This is a genomic window from Xanthobacter cornucopiae, from assembly GCF_043195065.2.
Classification (GTDB): Bacteria; Pseudomonadota; Alphaproteobacteria; order Rhizobiales; family Xanthobacteraceae; genus Xanthobacter.
In genome coordinates this window covers 3,907,571-3,930,503 of sequence record NZ_CM195531.1, presented here as the reverse complement: position 1 = coordinate 3,930,503, position 22,933 = coordinate 3,907,571, and the positions used below count along the sequence as shown (strand labels likewise).

Annotated in this window: 21 protein-coding genes; 11 read left to right on the top strand and 10 right to left on the bottom strand. The window is 69.1% G+C overall.

Features of this window, described 5'->3' with window-relative positions:
- The first annotated feature begins 2 nt into the window (after window positions 1–2).
- From V5F53_RS17255 to V5F53_RS17215, 9 genes are all read left to right on the top strand, one after another.
- A complete protein-coding gene (locus V5F53_RS17255; protein ID WP_393996161.1) occupies window positions 3–617 on the top strand; it encodes a Maf family protein in 615 nt (204 codons plus the stop codon).
- Window positions 614–1,462: a shikimate dehydrogenase gene (locus V5F53_RS17250; RefSeq protein ID WP_393996162.1), complete on the top strand. Its 849-nt coding sequence runs from the start codon at window positions 614–616 to the stop codon at window positions 1,460–1,462. The genes V5F53_RS17255 and V5F53_RS17250 overlap by 4 nt, the downstream gene beginning before the upstream one ends.
- Window positions 1,463–1,466: 4 nt before the next feature.
- Window positions 1,467–2,078, top strand: coding sequence for a dephospho-CoA kinase (coaE, locus tag V5F53_RS17245; RefSeq protein ID WP_393996163.1), 612 nt, complete (start codon window positions 1,467–1,469; stop codon window positions 2,076–2,078).
- 13 nt (window positions 2,079–2,091) lie between these two features.
- Window positions 2,092–2,832, top strand: coding sequence for a DNA polymerase III subunit epsilon (gene dnaQ / locus V5F53_RS17240; RefSeq protein ID WP_393996164.1), 741 nt, complete (start codon window positions 2,092–2,094; stop codon window positions 2,830–2,832).
- Window positions 2,833–3,428: 596 nt separating this feature from the next.
- Complete coding sequence (gene mnmE / locus V5F53_RS17235) at window positions 3,429–4,727, top strand: tRNA uridine-5-carboxymethylaminomethyl(34) synthesis GTPase MnmE (RefSeq protein WP_393996165.1); 1,299 nt, start codon at window positions 3,429–3,431, stop codon at window positions 4,725–4,727.
- 132 nt (window positions 4,728–4,859) lie between these two features.
- A complete protein-coding gene (gene mnmG / locus V5F53_RS17230; protein ID WP_393996166.1) occupies window positions 4,860–6,806 on the top strand; it encodes a tRNA uridine-5-carboxymethylaminomethyl(34) synthesis enzyme MnmG in 1,947 nt (648 codons plus the stop codon).
- Window positions 6,807–6,827: 21 nt separating this feature from the next.
- On the top strand, window positions 6,828–7,541 hold the full coding sequence (gene rsmG, locus V5F53_RS17225; protein ID WP_393996167.1) for a 16S rRNA (guanine(527)-N(7))-methyltransferase RsmG: 714 nt from the start codon (window positions 6,828–6,830) through the stop codon (window positions 7,539–7,541).
- Window positions 7,542–7,590: 49 nt separating this feature from the next.
- Complete coding sequence (locus V5F53_RS17220; protein ID WP_393996168.1) at window positions 7,591–8,430, top strand: ParA family protein; 840 nt, start codon at window positions 7,591–7,593, stop codon at window positions 8,428–8,430.
- Window positions 8,431–8,462: 32 nt separating this feature from the next.
- Window positions 8,463–9,365 (top strand): ParB/RepB/Spo0J family partition protein, encoded by a 903-nt coding sequence (locus tag V5F53_RS17215; protein WP_393996271.1) that lies wholly within the window; start codon window positions 8,463–8,465, stop codon window positions 9,363–9,365.
- A gap of 699 nt (window positions 9,366–10,064) precedes the next feature.
- On the opposite strand, the gene V5F53_RS17210 is transcribed toward V5F53_RS17215, so the two are convergent.
- Complete coding sequence (locus tag V5F53_RS17210; protein WP_509212528.1) at window positions 10,065–10,574, bottom strand: MucR family transcriptional regulator; 510 nt, start codon at window positions 10,572–10,574, stop codon at window positions 10,065–10,067.
- Between the two features lie 703 nt (window positions 10,575–11,277).
- Here V5F53_RS17210 and recR point away from each other — a divergent pair.
- On the top strand, window positions 11,278–11,883 hold the full coding sequence (gene recR / locus V5F53_RS17205) for a recombination mediator RecR (protein WP_393996170.1): 606 nt from the start codon (window positions 11,278–11,280) through the stop codon (window positions 11,881–11,883).
- 48 nt (window positions 11,884–11,931) lie between these two features.
- Here recR and V5F53_RS17200 read toward each other — a convergent pair whose 3' ends face one another.
- The 3 genes from V5F53_RS17200 to V5F53_RS17190 all read right to left on the bottom strand — a co-directional run bounded on the left by V5F53_RS17200 (window position 11,932) and on the right by V5F53_RS17190 (window position 15,823).
- Window positions 11,932–13,878 (bottom strand): FUSC family protein, encoded by a 1,947-nt coding sequence (locus tag V5F53_RS17200; RefSeq protein ID WP_393996171.1) that lies wholly within the window; start codon window positions 13,876–13,878, stop codon window positions 11,932–11,934.
- The gene (locus tag V5F53_RS17195; protein WP_393996172.1) at window positions 13,878–14,342 is read right to left on the bottom strand and encodes a MarR family winged helix-turn-helix transcriptional regulator; all 465 of its coding nucleotides are present in this window, start codon (window positions 14,340–14,342) and stop codon (window positions 13,878–13,880) included. The genes V5F53_RS17200 and V5F53_RS17195 overlap by 1 nt, the downstream gene beginning before the upstream one ends.
- 179 nt (window positions 14,343–14,521) lie before the next feature.
- Complete coding sequence (locus V5F53_RS17190; RefSeq protein ID WP_509212525.1) at window positions 14,522–15,823, bottom strand: cytochrome c peroxidase; 1,302 nt, start codon at window positions 15,821–15,823, stop codon at window positions 14,522–14,524.
- A gap of 264 nt (window positions 15,824–16,087) precedes the next feature.
- Here V5F53_RS17190 and V5F53_RS17185 point away from each other — a divergent pair, with 264 nt between their 5' ends.
- Window positions 16,088–16,537 carry a MarR family transcriptional regulator gene (locus V5F53_RS17185; protein ID WP_509212523.1) on the top strand — a complete coding sequence of 150 codons (450 nt, stop codon included), beginning with the start codon at window positions 16,088–16,090 and terminating at the stop codon, window positions 16,535–16,537.
- A 236-nt stretch (window positions 16,538–16,773) separates the two neighbouring features.
- On the opposite strand, the gene nadC is transcribed toward V5F53_RS17185, so the two are convergent.
- The 6 genes from nadC to V5F53_RS17155 form a co-directional block, all read right to left on the bottom strand.
- Window positions 16,774–17,625: a carboxylating nicotinate-nucleotide diphosphorylase gene (gene nadC / locus V5F53_RS17180; RefSeq protein ID WP_393996272.1), complete on the bottom strand. Its 852-nt coding sequence runs from the start codon at window positions 17,623–17,625 to the stop codon at window positions 16,774–16,776.
- A gap of 82 nt (window positions 17,626–17,707) precedes the next feature.
- Entirely contained in the window at window positions 17,708–19,258 is a 1,551-nt protein-coding gene (locus V5F53_RS17175) for an L-aspartate oxidase (RefSeq protein ID WP_393996175.1), read from the bottom strand.
- A complete protein-coding gene (gene nadA / locus V5F53_RS17170; protein WP_393996273.1) occupies window positions 19,255–20,241 on the bottom strand; it encodes a quinolinate synthase NadA in 987 nt (328 codons plus the stop codon). The genes V5F53_RS17175 and nadA overlap by 4 nt, the downstream gene beginning before the upstream one ends.
- An 83-nt stretch (window positions 20,242–20,324) precedes the next feature.
- On the bottom strand, window positions 20,325–21,269 hold the full coding sequence (locus tag V5F53_RS17165; protein WP_393996176.1) for an NUDIX hydrolase: 945 nt from the start codon (window positions 21,267–21,269) through the stop codon (window positions 20,325–20,327).
- 69 nt (window positions 21,270–21,338) lie between these two features.
- Window positions 21,339–22,370 (bottom strand): diguanylate cyclase domain-containing protein, encoded by a 1,032-nt coding sequence (locus V5F53_RS17160; RefSeq protein ID WP_393996177.1) that lies wholly within the window; start codon window positions 22,368–22,370, stop codon window positions 21,339–21,341.
- Window positions 22,367–22,930: a chemotaxis protein CheB gene (locus V5F53_RS17155; RefSeq protein ID WP_393996178.1), complete on the bottom strand. Its 564-nt coding sequence runs from the start codon at window positions 22,928–22,930 to the stop codon at window positions 22,367–22,369. The genes V5F53_RS17160 and V5F53_RS17155 overlap by 4 nt, the downstream gene beginning before the upstream one ends.
- Between the last annotated feature and the right edge of the window lie 3 nt (window positions 22,931–22,933).

Below are 22,933 nucleotides of genomic sequence, written 5' to 3'. Positions count from 1 at the left end.
CAATGGACAGCAAGACCCTGTGGCGCGGCGAACAGCCGCTGGTCCTGGCCTCCAAGAGCGCCACCCGCCTGAGCCTGCTGGTGCATGCCGGCGTGCCGGTGGAGACCGTCTCCACCGACGTGAACGAACGGGCCCTGCAGGCCGAGGCCAGGGACCTCGACCCGAGCCGCATCGCCTCCCTGCTGGCGCGCGCGAAGGCGGTGGCCGGCGCCATGGCGGCGCCGGGGCGCATCGTGCTCGGCGCCGACCAGACCCTGGCGCTCGGCAGCGCCATCTTCCACAAGCCGCAGACGGTGGAGGCCGCCCGCGCCCAGCTTGAGACCCTGTGCGGCCAGACCCACGCGTTGCATTCCGCCGCCGCCGTGGTGATCGACGGCGAGCTGGTGTTCGAGACCGTGGCCAGCGCCTATCTCACCATGCGGCCGCTGTCCCAGGACATGCTCGATACCTATCTTTCGGCGGCGGGTGCGCGGGTGTTGACCTCGGTCGGCGCCTACCAGCTCGAATCCGTCGGGGTGCACCTGTTCACCAAGGTCGAAGGCGACCATTTCACCATTCTCGGCCTGCCCCTGCTGCAGCTGCTGCCGTTCTTCCGGGCCCGGGGCGTGCTGCCGTGACCGTGTCCGCCTGCGTCACCGGGTCGCCGGTCGCCCATTCCCGCTCGCCGCTGCTGCACGGCCACTGGCTGGCCCAGTACGGCGTCGACGGCGCCTATGGGCGCGAGGACGTACCGCCCGCGGAGGCCGCGGCCTTCTATCGCAGCCTCGCGGCGCGGGGCTATGCGGGCTGCAACGTCACCCTGCCGAACAAGGAGATCGCCTTTTCCGTCCTCGACGAGGCGGACGAGAGCGCGGCGGCCCTCGGCGCCGCCAACACCCTGTGGCTGGAGGACGGGCGGCTGTGCGGAGCCAATACCGACGGCTACGGCTTCCTGGCCAATCTCGATGCCTCCGCGCCCGGTTGGGATGGGCGCCGGGACACCGTGGTGGTGATCGGTGCCGGCGGCGCGTCCCGGGCGGTCGTCCATGCCTTGGTGGGACGCGGGTTCGGCCGGGTGTGGCTGGCCAATCGCACCTTGTCGCGGGCGGAGGCGGTGGCCGCGCCCTATGGCGGGCGGGTGCACCCTTTGCCGCTGCGCGATGTCGGCACGGTGCTGGGCGAGGCGGACCTGGTGGTGAATTGCACCTCGCTGGGCATGAAGGGAACCGACCCGCTCGACCTCGACCTTTCGCCCGCGCGGCCGGATGCGGTGGTGACAGACATTGTCTATGTGCCGTTGAAGACGCCGATCCTGAAGGCGGCCGAGGCGCGGGGGTTGAGGAGCGTGGACGGCCTGGGCATGCTGCTGCACCAGGGCGTGCCCGGCTTTGCCCGTTGGTTCGGGGTGCGGCCGCAGGTGACGGCGGCGTTGCGCGACCTCGTGGTCGCCGACCTGAAGGCCAAGGGCCAGCTGGAGGCGTGACGCCATGTGGATTCTCGGGTTGACCGGCTCCATCGGCATGGGAAAATCCGCCACCGCCTCCATGTTTCGGGCCTGCGGTGTGCCGGTGCACGATGCCGACGCGGCGGTGCATGCGCTGTATCGCGGGGACGCGGTGGCGCCGGTCGAGGCGGCGTTTCCCGGCGTGGCGCGCGACGGCGTGATCGACCGTCCGGCGCTCGCCACTCGGGTCCTGAGCGATCCGGGGGCGCTGGCGCGGCTGGAAGCCATCGTCCATCCCCTGGTGCGGAGCGAGGAGGCGCGCTTTCTGGAGCGGGCCCGCGCCGGCGGAGCCCGGGTCTGCGTGCTCGACATCCCGCTTTTGTTCGAGACCGGCGGGGACCGCCGCGTCCACGCGGCGGTGGTGGTCAGTGCGCCGGCGGAGGTGCAGCGCGGCCGGGTGCTCGACCGGCCGGGGATGACCGAGGACAAGCTCGCCGCGATCCTGGCCAAGCAGATGCCGGATGTGCAGAAGCGCCGGCGTGCCCATTTCATCATCGATACCGGCCGGGGCTTCGAGGCGGCCCGCCATCAGGTGGTGGGCGTGTTGCGGGCCCTGTCCGGGCCCGGCCGCCGCGTTTCGGACCGGATGAACTGAGGAACGCCACGTCATGCGCGAGATCGTGCTCGATACCGAAACCACGGGCCTGGAGGCCAGGGGTGGCGACCGGCTGGTGGAAATCGGCTGCGTGGAGATGGTCAACCGTATTCTTACCGGTACGGTCTTCCACGTTTATATCAATCCCGAACGGGACATGCCCATCGAGGCCTTCAACGTGCACGGCCTTTCGGCGGAGTTCCTGGCGGACAAGCCGGTGTTCGCGGCCGTCGCCGACGCGTTCCTGGAGTTCATCGCCGACGATACCCTCGTCATCCACAATGCCGCGTTCGACGTGGGCTTCCTGAACGCGGAGCTGGAGCGGCTCGGTCGGCCGCCCATCGCCCGTGACCGGGTGGTGGACACGCTGGCGCTGGCGCGGCGCAAGCACCCCGGCGGCGGCAATCGCCTTGACGACCTGATGAACCGCTATGGCATCGACAGCTCACGCCGGGTGAAGCACGGCGCCCTGCTCGATGCCGAACTGCTGGCCGAGGTCTATAGCGAGCTGCTCGGCGGGCGGCAGGCGACGCTGATCGGACTGGTGGAGGAGAAAAGCGAAGCGCCGCGTCTGGTGGTTGAGAGCACCGCCGTTCGTCCTCGTCCGGTGCCGCTCGCCGCGCGACTTAGCCGAGCGGAGGCGGAAGCCCATGCCGGCTTCGTGGCCAGTCTCGGCGAGAAGGCGCTGTGGTTGAAATATGCGCCGGCGGCGGAGGGCGAAGCCGGGGAGGCTCAGCCGCAACCGTCGCGGTAGAGATGTATATCTCTAATTGTATTCTTGCTGTAAATATCGAAAAAGTTGATCGAATGGGAGCGGTTCTGGCGGCAGAAGACGGCCTATTTGATGTCACGCGTCATTGCGGCTCAAATGGCCGCTAGCGGCCTCGCCAGACGATCTTTCGACCTATCCGAAAAATTGCCCTGGATGACGGGTCTGGACCGGCCGATTTTGCGCATTTGCGCCGGTGGAGCGGACGCCGGGCGAAAGCCAGCCCATGACGCAACACACGTGAATGTTCCTCGCCCAGAGCACGCCTGAGCGACCCCCCTGCCCCGCCGGGGGAGAGGCTTGGCTCCGTAAGCGATGGGGGCGGGGGCTCATGACCTTTTCATGTTGTCACCGTTTCAAGTCGTCGGCCCTGTTACCTGGGCATTGCGCGGTTCGATGGGGAAGCTGGGCGGTGGTGCCGGTGGCGATGCCGCGTTCTCCATTTCGCGCGACGGGATGCATAGCGGCTGGGGTGAGGCGCAAGCGGGTTGTGGTATGTCCTGCGCTGGCGAGGGATGCGATCTGAAGCCTGGGTCGATTGTCCGGGCGGTGCTGTCCCTCTGCCGGAAGGAAGACGGGTGATGAGCGCCGATACCATTTTTGCCGTCTCGTCCGGTCGTCTGCCCTCCGGCGTGGCGGTGGTGCGCGTATCGGGACCTCACGCACCAGCGGCTTTGGTCGCGCTGGCGGGCGCGCTGCCGGAGCCGCGACGGGCGCGCTTTGGCCCGCTGCATCGGCCGGATGACGGCGTGCAGCTCGATCTTGCGGTTCAATTGTTCTTTCCAGCGCCGGCCAGCGCCACCGGCGAGGACGTGGTGGAACTTCACCTGCATGGTGGGCGGGCGGTGGTGGCGTCGGTGCTGGGAGTCCTCTCCCGCCAGCCAGGCCTGCGGCCAGCCGACGCGGGTGAATTCACGCGTCGCGCCCATGCCCACGGCAAGCTGGATCTGGCTGAGGTGGAGGGCCTGGCGGATCTGATCGCCGCTGAAAGCGAGGCGCAGCGCCGGCAAGCCCTGGCCCAGGCGGCGGGCGGGCTTTCGCGCCATGTGGAGCGGTGGCGTGGCGCCCTGCTGTGGGCCCTTGCCCTCACCGAGGCCAGCCTCGACTTTTCCGATGAAGGCGATGTGAACGAGCGGCTCCAGGACGACGTTCGTCAGGCGCTTGCGCCGGTTGTGGCGGAGATTGACGCGGCCTTGCGTGATTCCCTGCGCGGGGAACGGGTGCGAGACGGGCTTGTCATCGCTATTGCCGGTCCGCCGAATGCGGGGAAATCGAGCCTGCTCAACCGCCTTGCCGGGCGGGAGGCAGCCATCGTTTCGTCCACGCCCGGCACCACGCGCGATGTGCTGGAAATACACCTGGAGCTGGCGGGACAGGCGGTGACCGTGCTGGACACGGCAGGTCTGCGCGAGACTGTGGATGCAGTGGAGGCGGAAGGTGTGCGCCGGGCGTTGGCGCGGGCGGAGGAGGCCCATCTCGTGCTGTGGCTGTCCGACACCGGGGATGAGCCGCCACGGGCATTGTCCGGTGCGCTGCGGGTGCGCACCAAGATGGATCTGGGTGGGGTGTGCCCGGCCGGCTGGATCGGGCTTTCGGTGCTGGAGCCGGACGGAATCGAGCCTCTGCTGGACGTGGTGGCCCGGCTGTTCGAGGGGCTGGTGGGCGGAGAGCCGGCACTGATCACTCGCGAGCGCCAGCGGCGATCTCTCGATCTGGCGCTGGGATACCTGCGGGCGGTGGTGGAAAATTACTGGGTGAGCGATGAGCTTCAGGCGGAAGAATTGCGTCTGGCGACGCGGGCTCTGGATCGCACCATTGGTCGGATCGATGTGGAGGATGTTCTGGACGCGGTGTTCTCGACGTTTTGCATCGGCAAGTGAGCGCCGATTTGAGACAGCCCTCGCCGTGGCCGACGATGGCAGTGTTTCACGTGAAACACTCTTTCCCCTTGAAAACGGGAATTTGTTCGCAGCGCGCTTGACGTCCGGCCCGCAACGGCGTTTCGACACATTATGACTGACGTTTTGGATCTTCCTCTCGCCCCGGCGCGCGACGTGGAGCTGGGCTTTGATGTGGTGGTGGTGGGTGGCGGCCATGCCGGCTGCGAGGCGGCGACGGCCGCCGCGCGCGCCGGGGCCCGCACGGCTCTCCTGACCCACGCGGCGGCCACCATCGGCGCCATGTCGTGCAATCCGGCCATCGGGGGTCTCGGCAAGGGCCATCTGGTGCGGGAGATCGATGCTCTCGACGGCTTGATGGGCCGGGTTGCCGATGCCGGAGGCATTCAGTTCCGGGTGCTCAATCGTCGCAAGGGGCCGGCCGTGCGAGGTCCGCGCGCCCAGGCGGATCGCAAGCTCTATGCCCGGGCCATGCGCGAGGCTCTTGCCGCCGTTGCCGACCTCACCGTCATCGAAGGCGAGGCCGCGGACCTTGAGGTGGTGGCCGGCAGAGTTGAGGCGGTGCGGCTCGGCGACGGGCGCCGGCTGAGGGCCGGCGCCGTGGTGCTCACCACTGGTACCTTCCTGAACGGATTGGTGCACATGGGTGACGTGAGCTTTCCCGCGGGGCGGATCGGGGAGCCGCCAGCCCTGGGGTTGTCCCCTGCCCTCTCCCGGTTGGGCTTCGCGTTGGGCCGGCTGAAGACCGGAACGCCCGCGCGCCTGGACGGACGCAGCATCGATTGGTCCGGACTGGAGATGCAGGCCGGGGATGATCCGCCGGAGCCGTTCTCCGCCCTCACCACCAAATTGCCGAATCCTCAGGTGGAGTGCGGCATCACCCGGACCACCACGGCCACCCATGACGTGATCCGTGCCAATCTGGGGCGGTCGGCCATGTATTCCGGCCGCATCGAAAGCCGTGGGCCGCGCTATTGTCCGTCCATCGAGGACAAGATCGTGCGTTTCGGCGATCGCGATGGCCACCAGATCTTCCTGGAGCCGGAGGGCCTGGACGATCACACCGTGTATCCCAATGGCCTGTCCACCTCGTTGCCGGAGGAGGTGCAGGCGGCTTTTCTGCGGACCATTCCGGGCCTGGAGCGGGTGGCGATCCTGCGGCCTGGCTATGCCATCGAGTACGACCATGTGGACCCCCGCGAGCTGGCGGCGACGCTGGAGGCGCGACGGGTGAAGGGGCTGTTCCTGGCGGGACAGATCAACGGGACCACCGGTTATGAGGAGGCCGCGGCCCAGGGTCTGCTGGCGGGGCTCAATGCGGCGCGGCGAGCGTCCGGGAGCGATGGCGTCGAGATCGACCGGGCCACGGCCTATCTGGGCGTGATGGTGGACGATCTGGTGACGCGGGGCGTGAGCGAGCCCTATCGCATGTTCACGTCGCGGGCCGAGTATCGGCTCACCCTGCGCACCGACAATGCCGACCAGCGGCTGACCCGGCTCGGCGCGGAATTGGGTGTTGTTGGGCGGGGGAGGCTGGAGGCGTTCGAGGGCCGCATGGAGGTGCTGGATCGCGCGCGGGCGATGGTCCACTCGCTGAGCCTCACCCCCAGCGAAGCGCAGCGCCATGGCCTCAACCTCAACAAGGACGGGCTGCGTCGCTCGGCCTTCGACCTTCTGGCCTATCCGGCTGTGGACATGGCGCGGCTGAGCCGGATCTGGCCGGAACTGGGAGGGTTGGAACCGGGCATTGCCGAGCAGGTCGAGGTCGATGCGAGATATGCGGTCTATCTGGAGCGGCAGGCCACGGATATCGCTGTGCTGCGGCGGGACGAGGGGCTGAGCCTGCCGGATGATCTTGCATATGAGTCCCTCCCGGGCCTATCGAACGAGCTGAAGCAAAAGTTGACGCGGGTGCGCCCGCGTACGGTGGGTCAGGCCGGACGGATGGAGGGCATGACTCCGGCCGCGCTCACCTTGCTGGCGACCTATGCCAGGCGCTCCGGAGGCGTCGTTCGTCACCACGACACGGATGCGCCGGCGATGGCGCCGTCGGCGGTGTGAGCCGGCAGGAGAGGCGCGAAAATGACGGGCAAGGCGGATGCAGGTGAAGACGAGGCGAGCCAGCGGCAGGCGGTGGAGCGTGCTGTTTCACGTGAAACATTTCAGCGCCTGACGCTTCTCGTGGAGCTGCTGCGCAAGTGGCAAGGAACCATCAATTTGGTTGCTCCGGCGACGGTGCCGGATATCTGGCGGCGTCATGTGCTGGATTCTCTTCAATTGATGGATCTTGTCTCGCCTGCGGTCACCCGTTGGGTGGACCTCGGTTCCGGGGGTGGATTTCCGGGGCTGGTTGTGGCGGCGGTGCTGTCGCAGCGGTCGGGCGCCAGCGTGCATCTGGTGGAAAGCGACACGCGCAAGGCCGCGTTTCTGCGCGAAGCGATTCGCCTTGCCCGGTTGCCGGCGCAGGTCCATGCGGAGCGAATCGAGACGATTGCCCCCGCCCTTGCTGAAGGAACACAGGTGGTTTCTGCTCGCGCCCTTGCGCCGCTGCCAAAATTGCTGGCGCTGGCGGCGCCGTTTCTCGCTTCCGGGGCGCTGGGGGTGTTTCTGAAGGGGAAGGATGCCACGCGTGAATTGACCGACGCGCGTAAAGGCTGGACACTCGACGCCGAGCTCACTCCAAGCCGGACCGACCCTGCCGGGCGGATCATTGTGGTGAGGAGCGCGACCGTGCTGAAACACCTGGACGATGCGGGATCCTCCGCCCCTGGTCGATCCGACCCGGGGGGACATTGATCCGCCTCGCCACCCTGTCTGATCTGATGAGATCGAGGATCGTCGACCCATGAGCGATCTTAACCCTGCTTCTCCCCCCTCCCCCGCGCCTCGCGCGCGGGTTCTCGCGTTGGCAAATCAGAAAGGCGGCGTGGGCAAGACCACCACCGCCATCAATCTCGGCACCGCGCTGGCCGCCATTGGCGAGAAGGTGCTGGTGGTGGATCTCGACCCGCAAGGCAATGCGTCCACCGGGCTCGGCATCGACCGGCGGGCACGGCAGCGCTCCACCTATGATGTCCTGGTGGGCGAGGCCACGTTCCGTGAAACCATCCTGGAAACAAGCGTTCCGGCCCTGCATGTGGCGCCCTCGACGCTGGATCTGTCCGGCCTGGAACTGGAGATCGCCTCGGCACGTGATCGCGCGTTCCGGCTGCGCAACGCGCTTCAGGCCCTCGCTGAAGATGCGACCGCGCAGCGCTACACCTATGTGCTGGTGGATTGCCCGCCCTCGCTCTCTCTGCTGACGGTGAACGCCATGGCGGCATCCGATGCCATCGTCGTGCCGTTGCAGTGCGAGTTCTTCGCGTTGGAAGGCCTCTCCCAGCTCATGAAGACGGTGGATCAGGTGCGGGCGGGTTTGAACCCCGCGCTGGTCATCCACGGCATCGTCCTCACCATGTATGACGGGCGCAACAACCTGTCGGAACAGGTGGTGCAGGATGTCCGCGCGTTCATGGGGGAAAAGGTCTACGAGACCATCATCCCGCGCAATGTGCGTATTTCCGAGGCGCCATCCTATGGTAAGCCGGCTCTGCTCTATGACCTGAAGTGCGCCGGCTCACAGGCTTATCTGAAGTTGGCATCCGAGGTGATTCAACGCGAGCGGGCGGCCAAGGCCGCGGCGTGAGGTCGAAGTCTGGAATGAAGGAAAGCCAGTCCATGGCGGAAGAACCGCGCTCTCGGCTGGGCCGGGGGCTCGCCGCGCTGATCGGCGAGATGAACGATCCGCCGCAGGCGCCCCAGGCGGAAGCCGCCGCGCCAGCGCGGACTGGAGCGCCGCGGCGTTTGCCCATCGAGCACGTCCGCGCCAACCCGCGCAATCCCAGGCGGGCCTTTCTTGAGGAGGGGCTGGAGGATCTGACCGCCTCGGTGCGGGAAAAGGGCATCATCCAGCCCATCGTGGTGCGGCCGCTGCCGATTCCCGATGCGTTCGAGATCGTGGCAGGTGAGCGGCGCTGGCGCGCGGCGCAGCGTGCGGCGCTGCACGAGGTGCCGGTGATCGTGCTGGAGCTGACCGATCGCGAGGCATTGGAAATCGCGATCATCGAGAACGTGCAGCGGGCGGATCTCAACGCAGTCGAGGAGGCCCAGGGCTATGAATCCCTGATGGCCGAGTTTGCTTACACACAAAACGATCTTGCAAAGGTAATAGGCAAGAGCCGCAGCCATATCGCCAACACCCTCCGGCTTCTCAAGCTCCCTGATGAAGTGAAGATCTATCTCGCCGATGGACGGCTGACGGCAGGACATGCACGGGCGTTGGTGGGGCAGGAGAACTCGGAGGAGATCGCCCGGCAGGTGGTGGCGAAGGGCCTCAATGTGCGCGATGTGGAGGCATTGGTGAAGGCCCGTGCCAGCGCCGGCACCGCGCCGTTGCCTTCGGTCCGCCGGGTGCGGGAGGATGAGAAATCCGCCGATACGCGGGCGCTGGAACGGCGGCTGGGAGAAGCTCTGGGCCTCAGCGTGACCCTGGAAAGCCGGGGGGAGACCGGTGAGCTGAAGATCCGGTTCGGCAACCTGGACCAGCTTGACGATCTATGCCGCCGTCTCGGGGTCGACTGACCGGCGTGAGGCTTCCGGTGGCGTGGTGGCCGCTTGCTTTCCCCGTGCCGGCAGAGGGTTGCCTGTCGGCGTCGAAGGGCTGCTCTCACCGCTGAGGTCGGGCAAGGGAGGCGAGAGCAGGCGTATCGCAGGGTCGGTGGACGGGGCCTACCGGGACATAGCCCCCTGCCCTGGGAGGTGCGTCCCTGTGAACAGCTCGCTGCTGCCAAAGCCCCGTAAGCTTGACTCCCGGGCCTTTGGTCAAGCCCGCGCGGCGCTTGAGCGGACCCACTTGGCGCCGGTCGAAGACCGGGTCCGATGGCATGAGGCTGGCTGTCGGCGGCGCTGGTGCGACGTGGAATTCCGGTGAACGGATTTTCGTGGCAGAGCGCGCCAGTGCCGATGCCTGGTGCAGACGCGGAGCTGCGCCTCTGCTGCATGAAGATGATCCGGCGAGATCCTCGGCACGACAACTGGTCGGTGTCCCGATGAGGATGCGTGCATCGAGCTGCGGGGCCACCACAAGGCAATAGTGCGCAGCATGACGGGCGAAAGGAGGGGCGATCGGTCCCACGGCCCGCGATACGCCGGACCTCGCTGAAAACCCATGTCGCCACATGATGTCGGCATATCGGGTTTTCGATCACCTCCACGGCACGATCCTATGTCGCGCCGCAGAGGTTTTCATCGGTGATCGATCACTGTGCCATCCAGCGCCGCTCAAACGGCGGGCGCGGCCTTGCGGCGGCTGGGCTTCTTGGGCGGGGCGACAGGAACTTTCTTGCGGCTCTGGCCCAGGCCCATGTTCTTCGCCAGTTCCGAGCGGGCGGCGGCATAGGCGGGCGCGACCATGGGATAATCCTTCGGCAGGCCCCACTTTTCGCGATAGACGTCCGGAGTCATGCCGTAGCTGGTGCGCAGGTGGCGCTTCAGAGACTTGAACTTCTTTCCGTCTTCAAGACAGATGATGTATTCCGGCGTTACCGACTTCTTCACGGGAACAGCCGGCTTCTGCTCTTCAACAGGCGGAGCGGCCGGGGCGCCAAGCTGGCCGAGGGCGCGAAACACGGATTCGATCAGGGCCGGAAGATCGGCCGCGGCCACGCTATTGTTGCTCACATAGGCGGCCACGATGTCCGCGGTGAAGTCGATGTGACTCGGCGACTGCGGATTGGAGGAGGAGTCGCTCACAGGGCATCCCTTTCTGCTTGCGCGCTGCGGCTGTCGCATGGGCAGCACTGATTTTATAGAAATATCCGCAAAGCCGATGCTTCGCAAATATTTTATAGCAGAGGTCAGTCCAGTTACAATGAGGTGCTTCAAAAAACCTGAAAATCAAGCGTCATGGCCGCTTTCACCAGGGACTATAGGGTCCTTCCGGGAGGAAAATGAAATGCAGAGAACGCGGGCATGGAGCCTCATGATTCGCGCATCCGGGGCTGTGAAAGTCAGGGCTGGGGACCATGGTGAAGTCGAGGTGGCAACCGATGGCTGCATGAATTGGTCGTGGCGGCCGGTGTCGCTTCACCACGGCTCCAGGAGTGCTTGGGGATGACCGGTGGTGGCGTGCCAGCCAAGTCCTCGCCGGGCATAAACCGATGCCGCGGGGCGGCGTGAGCGTTGAACACGAGCGGGCGATGCTCCTCTGCTGGCGTAGATCAGAAATGGCCTGGCAGGTCCGCGAAGTGCCCAGGAATTGAATTGCGACCGCCTAGAACAAAGGTGGCGAAGGCGCGCGTTTGCGCTTCTCGCGCCCCGGGGGGGCAGGGCAGGAGGGTGTGACGGCGGCTGGTGGTCCTTCGTTCCCGCGCGCTGGTGGCGCAGGGCTGGTGGCCGGAGGGCCTGAGTTCAGCCGGCGGCCCATTGGCGTCGCGCCGGCGAAGGTTTACATGCGGCGTCGGCCGTCATTCCGATGCCGGAGGAAAAGAAGACCATGCCCCGCGCTGTCGCCGGCCCCGAAATCGAACGCCTGATCCAGCTGCTGGCGCGGTTGCCCGGTCTGGGGCCGCGCTCGGCGCGGCGCGCGGTGCTGCAGCTCATCAAGAAGCGGGAGGGGCTGATGGCGCCGCTCGCCCGGGCTCTGACCGAGGTTCTGGACAAGGTGGTGGAGTGCAGCGTGTGCGGCAATGTGGATGTCTGCGACCCCTGCACCGTGTGCACCGATCCGGTGCGCGACCGCCGGCTTCTGGTGGTGGTGTCGGACGTGGGGGACCTGTGGGCGCTCGAACGCGCCAGCGTCCTGAATGCCCGTTACCACGTCCTGGGCGGGGTGCTGTCTCCCCTCGACGGGATCGGGCCGGACGACCTCAACCTGTCGAAGCTGGTGGCGCGGGTGCATGACGAGACCTTCGCCGAGGTGATCCTGGCGCTCGGCGCCACGGTCGATGGTCAGACCACCGCCCATTACATCACCGATCTGCTCCGCGACCTGCCGGTGCGGGTGACTCGGCTCGCCCAGGGCGTGCCGGTGGGCGGCGAACTCGATTATCTCGATGAGGGCACCTTGTCGGCGGCCATCCGCGCCCGCACCCAGATGTGAGCCGCCGCACCGCCTGTCGGCGCCACGGGGGCCGGGCGGTCGACGAGGTCAGGGCGTGCCGGTGTCCGGGCGGAAGAAGGCGTGAGAGGCCCGTAGCGCCGCCGCGGCCCGGCGCAGGCTGTCGGCCCCGTCCCGGCCCTCGCGGGCAAGGCGGCTCGCCGCGCGATCGAGGGTGGCGGCGACCCGCTCCGGCTGTTCGCGGACCCGGCCGACGCTGGCGAGGGCGGCGGTGAGGCTGCGGGACAGGCTGTCGGTCAGCGCGCCCTCGGCGCGGCGGGCGTGCAGGGTGCCGATGGCCCCGCCGAGGGCGAGGGCGGCCAGGCCGCCATCCACGGCGGCGCGGGACGGGGCGCCGGATTTCTCGCTCCAGCGCACCAGGCGCAGCAACCGATGATAGAGCCGGGCCCGCCAGCGGGCGGTGGCACGGGCGTCGACGGGTGCGCGGGCCATGGCCTTCAATTCGTGAAGCATCATCCCGACCAGCATCGCCCGGCGCCGCCGCGCGTCCATCGGAAAGGCGAGGCGGAACGCGACGAGCGCGATCAGCGGCCCGAGCAGCATCGCGGCGACCATCTGCGCCATCCCCGCCGGCGTGCCATGCAGGGGAAACGCCGGCTGCAGCAGCAGCAGCAGCGACATGTTGTAGTCCATTCCCGCCAGCAAGGTGGTGCGATGGGCCATGACGAAGGCGCCGAGCAGGATGAACGGGGCGGTGAGCGCGATCACCTGGCCCATGTCGGCGGCCAGCGGCAGGGCCAGCCACCGGGCCGCCAGGGCCGCCAGCGCTCCGGCCGCCGAGCCGCCGAGCACGAAGCGCATGGCGAGGGCGGGATTGTCGAAGGTGGAAAACAGCGATGTCATGATCGCCGCGCCCATCAGCATGAAGGGGCCGTGGCTCCAGCCGGTGACGAGCCACGCCGCGCCCACCACCAGCACCGCGCCGCCGGCGCGCAGGGTGGCGATGCGCGCGCCCGCCACATCGCGATGCAGCAGGAATGCGGGAGCTTCGTCCCGGGCTTGCTCCATGTCCGTGGCGTCAGGGGCCTGAAGGCTTTGATAGGCGTGGACGACGCGCGCGACCGTGCCGGCGAGGTCGCCGTCATCGGGGTCGCCGGCGAGGCGCTCGGGCAGGTGCGCGAGGGGCATGGTGTCCGGCCCGGCGGTGTCGAGGGCCGTGGCGGCGGCGCACAGGGCGGAAAGGCCGGTTTGCCGCTGCCGGGCGGTGGGCGCGGCGCCGGCGCGGCCGCGCGCGAGGATGAGCGCGCCCAGCAGGGCCGCCATCAGCGTGCGCAGCCGCCTGGCGGCCCGGCGGCTGCGGCGCGATCCGGCGGCGTGGAGGTCGAGGGCTTCATCGACGGCCGCCATCTCCGACATGATGGCCTGCTCTTCCGCGAACACGCCGGCGGTGTCGGCGGTGTCCAGCGCCCCGGCGAGATGGCGCAGCACCCGCGCGGCCAGCCGCCGCGCCCGGCCCATGAGCTCGGATTCGGCGCTGGGGGGCGTGAACAGCCAGCCCACCGCGAACGACACCGCCACGCCGATGCAGATGGTGAGCACCCGGTCGAGGGCGAGCCCGTAGATGTGCGTGGGGTGGCTGAAGTCCACCAGCGCCACCATGGCGGCTGAATAGCCGGCGAGGATGGTGCCGTAGCCGGTGAAGCCGCCGATGAGGGTGCCCGCCCCCGCGCACAGGCCGATCCAGATGGCAAGCCCGAGCACCATCAGGGCCGGCGTGTCGGCGCAGCCGAGCATCAGGGCGACGCCGACCAGGGCGCCGGCGAAAGTGCCGAGGATGCGGAAGACCCCCTTCTCCAGGAGCTGGCCGCGTGTGGGCTGGGCCACCACCCACACCGTCATGGCCGCCCATTGCGGATTGTCGATGCCGAGTGCGGCGGCCAGGACGAGGGCGAGCACCGCCGCGAACGCGGTGCGCAGGGTGAAGGCGAGCCGGGGGCCGTCGAAGCCCAGGCGGCCGAGGGCGGAAGGGGCGGGCATCAGCGCAACGGGGCCGCGAGCGCGTCCGCCGCCTGGATGCGGCCGTCGATGCGGGTGAAGGCGGACATCAGCAGGTCGATCTCGGCATCCGAGAGGTCTTCGAGCAGCTGGTCCTCGACACGGGCGAGCTTGGCGCGGATGTCGGCGACGGCGGCACGCCCCGCCGGTGTCAGGTGAAGGCGCTTCTGGCGGCGGTCGTGCGCGCCGGGGCGGCGCTCGACCAGGGCGCGTTCGGCCAGCAGATCGATGAGGCGCACCAGGGTGGAATCGTCGATGCCGACGGCCAGGGCGAGGTCCTTCTGGCACAGGCCGTCGCCGCGTTCGGCGAGGTGGACCAGGGGCGCCCAGCTGGCATCGCTGAGGCCGATGGCCGCAAGGCGGTGGTCGAGCGCCCGCCGCCAGCGGCGGGCCACGCCCACCAGCTGGATGCCGAAGCGGCGGCGGTTCGGCGGATCAGTTTGCATTCAATTAGTTTGAATTAAAATTAATTGAGTTTCAAGCGGACGGCCATGCGGTGGCCGCATGGCCGCCCATCTGCTCGCGTGCCACCGCGCGGGCCCGAACCCGGGAGGCGGGCGTCCCCGCTCCGTTCCCGTCCGCGTCGCCGGCCGGCGTCCGTCCGCCGGCAGCGCGGTGCGTGTGGTCAGTTCTGCAGGTGCTCGTACCGGCGGTCGGTGAGGGTCTTCAGGAAGGCCACCAAAGCGTCGATGCGCTTGTCATCCAGGGCCGGGCCGGTCTCCAGCTCGGTCAGGGAGATGTTCTGCTCAACCTCCGGCGGATCAAACGGCTTGCCGGTCTCGGGATTGATGTGCCGGGCGGGATTCTTGGTGTTGTAGGTGTTGTAGAAGAGGATGACGGTCCGCAGGTCCTTGAACACCCCATTGTGCATGTAGGGGCCGGTGACGCCCACGTTGCGCAGCGTGGGCGTCTTGAAGCGGCCGGCCTGAGCGGTCTTGGCCTTGCCCTTCAGGGCCGGGTTCTGGGCGAGCCCCAGGTCGCGGCTGCCCGGCTTCAGGCCGGCGGCGGCGCGGGCCGCCGCGTTCTGCGGCACGCCGATGTTGTGGAACTCATAGGAGGTGAAGGTCTCGCCGGCGGCGCCGCCCTGCTGGTCCAGGCGGTGGCAGAGGCTGCAATTGGTGAATTGCTGGGAGAAGAACAGCACCCGCCCCAGTTCCTCCTGCTCGGTCAGCTTCGCCTCGCCCCGCAGGGAGCGGTCGTACTTGGAATCGAAGGGGGCGAACACCGGCGTGGTCTCGAAGGCGGCGATGGCTCTGGTCATCGCCCCGTACCCGGCGTCCGGACTGTTCAGCACGCCAGCGCCATAGAGCGTGTCGAAGGCGCTGACATAGGCCGGGTTCTCCTTCAGGCGCGCGACCACGCTCGCCTTGTCCGGCATGCCCATCTCCAGCGGGTTCAGCGGCGGGCCGCCGGCCTGCGCGGCGAGATCGGCGGCGCGGCCGTCATGAAACTGGCCACCCTGGAAGAGGCCGGGCTTGCTGGAGCGGCCGAACGGCGGGCTGAATTTCGCATAGGCGGCCGTCGGCGCGTTGCGATCGCCGAGGGAGGTGCCGTCATCGCCGAGCGACACCGCGCCGCCCGCCGCCGGGGTCTGGCGCGGATCGGTGAAGGCGTGGTCGGGCGAATGGCAGGAAGCACAGGACTGGGTCCGGTTCTTCGACAGGTTGGTGTCGAAGAACAGCGCCTCGCCCAGCTTCTCCGGCGTCGAGAGATCGCCGCCGCCCTGGGCGCGCACGCCGGGCGGCGCCGCGACCAGCAACGCGCTGGCGAGGATGGCGGCGAGCAGCGCCGCCCCGCCCTCGCCCCGGCCGGAGGGCCGAACTTGCCGGGGCGCCGCCGTGCCGGTGCCCGGCTCCCCAGTGTCGAGACCGATGCGCATCGCCGGGACATGGCCGCCGGAGGGGGCGGCAGGAAGGACAGTCACCATCTTGCTCCTTGCCGGCCACGTGCCGGCCGGCGACGCGGTCCGGCGCGCGGGCGCAACCGGAACCTGTGGAGCCATCAAGCGCGCTTCAGCTTTCCGCGACAATCCGGTAGTTTACGAAAGCGTAGCGGGATCAATGTATTAGAGTCATTCTAAAGAATTTTCCGCTGCGCTGCGGGAATTGCGGTGCAGCAAGGGTTTTGCTTCGCTTCCGTGCCGTCAGGCTCTAGTCTCGCAGCAAAGAGCGACACCGAGCTTCCATCGCCCATGCCCGCCGCCGCTTCGTCTTCAGATCTCGCGCAGATGGTCGGTCACACCTGTCTGTGCCTCGCCGTGCAACGGGCCAGCCGGGCCGTTGGCCGTTCATTCGACGAGGCCTTCCGCCCGCTCGGCCTCACCAACTGGCAGTTCTCCCTGCTCGCCATGCTGAGCCGGCCGGACTCGTTCACGGTGACCCGCCTCGCCGAGGCCATGGGCATGGACCGCACCACCATCACCTCGAACCTGAAGCCCCTGGCGCGACGGGGGTTGCTGGCGGTGGTGGCCGATCCGGGCGACCGGCGGGTGCGGCGGGTGACGCTGACGGTGGCGGGCGAGGCGTTGCTGGTGGAGGCCAGCGCGTTGTGGCGCGAGGTGAACGCACAGGTGGAGGCGCGCCTGGGCGAGGTGGACCCCATCACCCTGCGCACCGCCCTGGGCGAACTGGCGCGGCTCTGAGCGCATCCGTCCCGAACGGCCCTTTCGGCCGGGCGCCTCGTCCGCTCCTGTCCGCTCCCGGCCGGTGCTCTGGCGTGGTGGCGTAGCGCATCGTCGTCATGCGGGTCGATACCCATCCGCTTGAACAGGCTCCGGACGCCGCATCGGCGGGCGCGTGACGCGATCCCCTGCGCGCGGGCAATGCCGCGGCGCGCTGTCGTCGGTCCTGTGAATGGCGGTGCCTGCGTGGGTCGGGCCTACCCCACCGCGTCGAGGCCGATGTCCAGGATGGGCGCGCTGTGGGTCAGCCAGCCCACGGAGATCAGGTCCACGCCGGCGGCGGCGAGGGCGGGGGCGGTTTCACGTGAAACGCGGCCGGAGGCCTCGGTGATCATGCGGCCATCCACGCGCGCCACCGCCTCCTTCAGCGTGCCGGGCGACATGTTGTCGAGCAGCACCGCGTCGGCGCCGAGCGGCAGCAGCTCGGCGAGCTGGTCGAGGGTGTCCACCTCCACCTCGATCTTCACCATGTGGCCGGCATGGGCGCGCACCCGCCGTACCGCTTCGGTGAGGGAGCCGGCGACGGCGATATGGTTGTCCTTCACCAGCACCGCGTCGTCGAGCCCGAACCGATGGTTGGAGCCGCCCCCGGCGCGCACGGCGTATTTCTCCAGGGTGCGCAGGCCCGGCGTGGTCTTGCGGGTGCAGACGATGTGCGCCTTGTGCCCGCGCACCGCGGCCACCAGCCCCGCCGTGGCGCTGGCGATGCCGGACAGGCGGCACAGCAAATTGAGCGCCACCCGCTCGCCGGTGAGGATGCCGCGCCCCGGGCCCGACACCCGGGCGATGAGGGTGCCCGGCTCCACCGCTGCCCCGTCCCGCAGCCGGGCGTCGAAGGCGATGGCGGGGTCCATGAGGGCGAAGGCGAGGCGGGCGCAGTCGAGCCCGGCCACCACGCCGGCCTGGCGCGCCACCAGGTCCATGCGGGTGTGGTGGCCGGCGGGCACGATGGCGTCGGTGGTGATATCGCCGGCGCGGCCGAGATCCTCGACCAGGGCCGCGCGGACGATGGGTTCCACCAGCAGGGTGGGGAGCGCGGGCAGGTCCATCGGCAAGGCGTCCATCAAGCAGCGTCCATCGGTTGGAGGTTTATCGGCCGAAGGTCTTTGGGCCTGCTCCGGGAGCGGGCCGTCAGCGGGTGCGCAGGCGGGCGGCCGGGGTATCGGTAAGGCCGTCCGCCGCCGCCCAAGCCGCATCCAGGGTGAGCCGGGAGCGGGTCGCCTGGGGCAGGGCCGCGGGGAAGTCCGTGCGTGAATGGGCGCCCCGGCTCTCGCGGCGGTTCAGGGCCGACACCGCCATCATCAGCCCCACCAGGGCCGGATCGCTGGCGCCGCCGGGGCCGGCGGCCAGGGGAGCCAGGGCGGCGACGGCCGCGGCCAGCCCGGTTGCCTCGCGCAGCACCCCGAGATGGCGCGAGACGATAGCCCGCGCGGGGGCGGCGTCGGGCGCCGCCGGCATCTCCACCGGGCCGCGTCGCGCCGGCGCCGCCGGCTCCGCGCCGGCGAGGCTCTGCGCCACCCAACGGCCGCAGACCACGCCTTCCACCAGGGAGTTGCTGGCGAGCCGGTTGGCGCCGTGCAGGCCGGTGGAGGCCACCTCGCCGCAGGCCCACAGGCCGGGCACGCTGGCGCGTCCCTCGCCGTCCACCGCAATGCCGCCCATGTGGTAATGGGCCGCCGGGCGGATGGGGATGGGCTGGCGCGCCGGGTCGATGCCGGCGGCGGCGCACAGGCCGGCGATGGCCGGGAAGCGGCGGGCGAAGCCCGACCCCAGCGCCGCGCGGGCATCGAGATAAACTTCGCGCCCGGCGGCGAGCTGCGCCCACACGGCGCGGGCCACCACGTCGCGCGGCGCCAGCTCGGCGCCGGGCACATGGGCCAGGAAGCGCGTGCCGTCGGCGGTCACGAGGCTGGCGCCCTCTCCGCGCACCGCCTCGCTCACCAGGGCGAGGGGGCGAGCGGTGCCCGCCAGGGCGGTGGGGTGGAATTGAACAAACTCGAGGTCGGCGAGCACCGCCCCTGCCCGCGCTGCCAGGGCCAGGCCCTGGCCGAATGCGGAATCCGGATTGGTGGTGTGGGCGAACAGGGCGCCGACCCCGCCCGTGGCCAGCACCACCTGGCGGGTGCGCAGCACCGTGCCGCCGCCGTCGCGGCCAGCCACCACCACCCCGGCGATGGAGCCGTCGGCCAGCACCAGGCGGCGCGCCTCCACGCCTTCCACCACGGTGACTGAGGGGCAGGCGCGCACCGCGGCGGCCAGCGCCCGCACCAGCTCGCGCCCGGTGGCGTCACCGTCGGCGTGGACGATCCGCCGGCGGCTGTGGGCCGCCTCCAGGCCGAGGGCGAGGCCCCCGGCGCGATCGCGGTCGAAGCGGGTGCCGATGCGGCCCAGGGCGGCGATGGCCTCCGGCGCCGCTGCCAGGATGCGGGCGGCCAGGACGGGATCGCACAGGCCGTCGCCGGCGGCCAGGGTGTCGGCGAGGTGCAGGTCGGCGCTGTCGTCGTCGCCGATGCTGGCGGCCATGCCGCCCTGGGCGAGCGGGCTGGAGCCGTCGTCGCCGAGCCGGGCGCGGGTGAGCAGCACCACCGGCCGGGGCGCCAGGAACAGGGCGGCCGAGAGCCCGGCGACGCCGCCGCCCACCACCACCGGGCGATCGTCGAGGCCGTCGAGGCGCACGGTCATAGCGCCAGCATCCGCTCGACCGAGGCGCGGGCGCGGGCGGCCACCCGTGGGTCGATCTCGACCACGTGCTGGACCTCCTCCAGAGCCTTGCGGATGTTGCCCACGGTGATCTTCTTCATGTGCGGGCACAAGTTGCAGGGGCGCACGAACTCGAGGTCGGGATACTGGAGGGCGATGTTGTCGCTCATGGAGCACTCCGTGAGCAGCACCACGCGGGCGGGGCGCCGCAGCCCTACGTAATCGGCGATGGCGGCGGTCGAGCCGGCGAAGTCGGAGGCCTGCACCACTTCCGGCGGGCATTCGGGATGGGCCAGCACGGTGACGCCGGGATTGGCCTCTCTTAGTTCCGCCACGTCGGCGGCGGTGAAGCGCTCATGCACCTCGCAGGCGCCGGCCCAGGAGATGATCTCCACCCCGGTTTCCGCCGCCACGTTCCGCGCCAGATACTGGTCGGGCAGCATGATGACCTTGGAGCCGCCGAAGGATTCCACCACCTTGCGGGCATTGCCGGAGGTGCAGCAGATGTCCACCTCCGCCTTCACCGCCGCCGAGGTGTTCACATAGGCGATCACCGGCAGGCCCGGATGGGCGGCGCGCATGGCCCGCACGTCTTCCGGGGTGATGGATTCGGCCAGCGAGCAGCCGGCGCCGAGGTCCGGGATCAGCACCGTCTTCTCGGGGTTCAGGAGCTTCGCCGTCTCGGCCATGAAATAGACGCCGGCCAGCACGATCAGGTCGGCGTCGGTGGTCACCGCCTCCCGGGCCAGGGTGAGGCTGTCGCCGACGATGTCGGCGACGCAGTGGTAGATTTCCGGGGTCTGGTAGTTGTGGGCCAGGATGACCGCGTTGCGCTCGCGCTTGAGGTGCTGGATGGCATCGATGTCGTCCTCCATCAGCCCCCAATCGGCGGGGGGAACGATCCGCTTCACGCGGTCGTACAGGGGGGAGGAGGCGCGGGCGGTGGCCGAGCCGACGGCTGGCATTTCGACGGGCGTGACGGTGGGCATGGCGCTATACTCAGTTTGAGCATATTTCTGTCATATGCTTATACTGAGCATAAGCACTGTCAAGAGCGCGCGAGCGGCAGCTTTGTTCCCGAAAACGCGCGCTCGGCCAGCACCGCGTGGCGGAAGCGGAAGAGTTTCGCAGGCCGGCCAATACCTTCGGAGGTGCTTTCGCCGGTTTCCTCCACCAGCTCCTGCTGCTCCATGAGGCGGCGAAAATTCTGCTTATGGACGCTGCGTCCGGCCAGGGCTTCAACGCAGCGTTGCAGCTGCAGCAGGGTGAAGGTGTCCGGCATCAATTCGAACACCACCGGGCGGTACTTGATCTTGGCTCGCAGGCGGGCGATGCCGGTGGCAAGGATGCGCCGGTGGTCGCCGATCATGGCGTTGCCGGGCACCTCGGGCGTCGCCCCGGCGGGAGGCGCCCGGCGGGCTTCCGGCACCAGCCCGGCCTCATACAGCAGCTCGTAGCGCTGGAGCGTCATTTCGTCGTTCCAGGGATGCTCGTCGAGGCCGAAGGCGGTGGCGGCGCGCTGCCGGCGGGCGGCGCGGCCGGATGCGCCGGGCCCGGCCGCGCTCCAGGCGGCGAGGGCCGGGGCGATGAGACGGTCGATCACCGCCGGCCGGCCGGCGCGGTGGTCCTCCCAGGGAAAGTGATCGTACCAGCTGCGCCAGCCGCCTTCCCCATCGGACAGCTCGCGGGTGAGGCCGAGATAGCTGATGGAGATCGTGCGCGCGCCGCCCTCCCCGCCGCGATCCTTGTCGGCGAAGGTGTAGAGCTGCTCCACATAACCCAGCGGATGGTGGGTCTGCCGCTCCACCCAGGCGCGAAGGCCCGACTGCAGCGAACGATGGCCAAGCTCGAACGGACCGGAGGGCAGCGCCCGCCCGTCGTTCAGCGTCATCACCCGGGGGGCGCCGGAGGAGACGGCCACCAGCACGGCGATGAGATCGACCTGGATGGCGTGGACCGCAGGCCCCTCCGCCCGCTCGTCGGCCTCGGTCACCGGCGAAGCTCCGGAACGGCGGCGGCCGGTCGCACACACGGGGGGAGCCGGGCGAGGGATGCTCCGGCGTCACGCATCGATGCAGAGATCCGCGCGGGAGGCCAGGCGGACATCGCCCTTGCCCTGCTTCTTCACTTGATACATGGCCGCGTCGGCGAGGCGCATGAGCTCGGAATCGTTGCTGGAGTGCTGCGGGCAGAGGGCAATGCCGATGCTGGCGCCGACCGCGACCGTGATCACCGGCGAGGTCTGCCGCAGGCCGTAGGGCTGCTTCAGGACGTCGCACAGGCGCTGGGCCTGGGCCACCGCGAGGTTGCCGTCGGACAGATCGACCATGAGGACGGCGAATTCATCGCCGGAGAGGCGCATGGCGAAATCCTCGTGGCGCAGGTTGGCGCGCAGCCGGTGGGCGATGGCGCACAGCAATTCGTCGCCCACGGCGTGGCCATGGCGGTCGTTGACCTGCTTGAAGCCGTCGATGTCGATGTACAGCAGGGCGAAGCCGCCGCCCTGTCCCGACTGGGACAGGGAGCGGGACAGATGCTCCATGAACAGCAGGCGATTGCCGAGGCCGGTCAGGGAATCGTGGGTGGCCATGTGGCGGATCTGCTTCTCCACCCGCCGCCGTTCCTCGATTTCCACTTCCAGCTGCCGGTTGCGCTTCTCCAGCTCCTCCATGGCAGCCTTGAGCCGCATCTTCGAGATGTGAAGCTCCAGGAAGACCGTTACCTTGGACAGCAATACGGCGTCGTTGATGGGTTTGGCGATATAGTCCACCGCGCCGAAAGTATAACCCTTGAGCCGATTGATGTCGTCGAGATAGGCGGCGGTCACGAACACGATGGGGATGTCGCAGGTGCTCGGATCGTTGTTGAGCAGGGCCGCGACCTCGAAGCCGTCCATGTCCGGCATCTGGACGTCGAGCAGGATCAGTGCGAAGCGGTGGTCGAGGCACAGCGCCAGGGCTTCGTTGCCGGACCGGGCCTCGTGGATGTCCGCGTCCACCGGCGCCAGCAGGCGGCGCATGCCGGCGAGGTTGGCGGACACATCGTCGACGACGAGGATCTTTGGGCGCGGCTCGCCGCTGGTCACGCTGTTCATGCCCGGCTTTCCCTGTTGATGCGCGCGGCCAGATCGGCCAGCGGCGCGCACAGGTCGGCGCCGGCGCGGTCGAGGGCGGCCTGGGGCATGGTTGGAACCTCCGAATCCTCAGGCGCTTGAACCAAGGCCAGACCTCCCGACAGACGGACCTGAACGAGACCTTCCGCACCGTCGCAGCTCGCACCCGTGAGAACAACTGCAATAAGGCTTGACTGGCATGCTCGCGCCGCAGTCTCGAACAGGACGTCGATTGCCGGCCGGGAGAAGCACACTTTGGGGTCTACCGAAAGGGAAAAGTGGTAATCCGGCTCAATCATCAGGTGGTACCCGGCGGGTGCCACATGGACGCGCCCGGCGGTCACGGGCATGCGCTCCCGGGCCAGGGCCACGGGCAGGGCCGAGCGGGCGGCGAGCACGTCGGGGAGAAGGTCGGGGCCGTCCTGGCCCACGTGGTTCACCACCACCACGGCGGCGGGCAGGTCGCGGTCGAGGGCGGCAAGGAGCCTCTGCAGGGCGCCGGGTCCGCCGGCCGAGGCGCCGATGACCACCACCCGTGTCATGCC

Coding starts and splice junctions, on each gene's coding strand:
- V5F53_RS17255 (WP_393996161.1), top strand. CDS start 3: ATGGACAGCAAGACCCTGTGGCGCGGCGAACAGCCGCTGGTCCTGGCC.
- coaE (WP_393996163.1), top strand. CDS start 1,467: ATGTGGATTCTCGGGTTGACCGGCTCCATCGGCATGGGAAAATCCGCC.
- dnaQ (WP_393996164.1), top strand. CDS start 2,092: ATGCGCGAGATCGTGCTCGATACCGAAACCACGGGCCTGGAGGCCAGG.
- mnmE (WP_393996165.1), top strand. CDS start 3,429: ATGAGCGCCGATACCATTTTTGCCGTCTCGTCCGGTCGTCTGCCCTCC.
- mnmG (WP_393996166.1), top strand. CDS start 4,860: ATGACTGACGTTTTGGATCTTCCTCTCGCCCCGGCGCGCGACGTGGAG.
- rsmG (WP_393996167.1), top strand. CDS start 6,828: ATGACGGGCAAGGCGGATGCAGGTGAAGACGAGGCGAGCCAGCGGCAG.
- V5F53_RS17220 (WP_393996168.1), top strand. CDS start 7,591: ATGAGCGATCTTAACCCTGCTTCTCCCCCCTCCCCCGCGCCTCGCGCG.
- V5F53_RS17215 (WP_393996271.1), top strand. CDS start 8,463: ATGGCGGAAGAACCGCGCTCTCGGCTGGGCCGGGGGCTCGCCGCGCTG.
- V5F53_RS17210 (WP_509212528.1), bottom strand. CDS start 10,574: ATGCGACAGCCGCAGCGCGCAAGCAGAAAGGGATGCCCTGTGAGCGAC.
- recR (WP_393996170.1), top strand. CDS start 11,278: ATGCCCCGCGCTGTCGCCGGCCCCGAAATCGAACGCCTGATCCAGCTG.
- V5F53_RS17200 (WP_393996171.1), bottom strand. CDS start 13,878: ATGCCCGCCCCTTCCGCCCTCGGCCGCCTGGGCTTCGACGGCCCCCGG.
- V5F53_RS17195 (WP_393996172.1), bottom strand. CDS start 14,342: ATGCAAACTGATCCGCCGAACCGCCGCCGCTTCGGCATCCAGCTGGTG.
- V5F53_RS17190 (WP_509212525.1), bottom strand. CDS start 15,823: ATGGTGACTGTCCTTCCTGCCGCCCCCTCCGGCGGCCATGTCCCGGCG.
- V5F53_RS17185 (WP_509212523.1), top strand. CDS start 16,088: ATGCCCGCCGCCGCTTCGTCTTCAGATCTCGCGCAGATGGTCGGTCAC.
- nadC (WP_393996272.1), bottom strand. CDS start 17,625: ATGGACCTGCCCGCGCTCCCCACCCTGCTGGTGGAACCCATCGTCCGC.
- V5F53_RS17175 (WP_393996175.1), bottom strand. CDS start 19,258: ATGACCGTGCGCCTCGACGGCCTCGACGATCGCCCGGTGGTGGTGGGC.
- nadA (WP_393996273.1), bottom strand. CDS start 20,241: ATGCCAGCCGTCGGCTCGGCCACCGCCCGCGCCTCCTCCCCCCTGTAC.
- V5F53_RS17160 (WP_393996177.1), bottom strand. CDS start 22,370: ATGAACAGCGTGACCAGCGGCGAGCCGCGCCCAAAGATCCTCGTCGTC.
- V5F53_RS17155 (WP_393996178.1), bottom strand. CDS start 22,930: ATGACACGGGTGGTGGTCATCGGCGCCTCGGCCGGCGGACCCGGCGCC.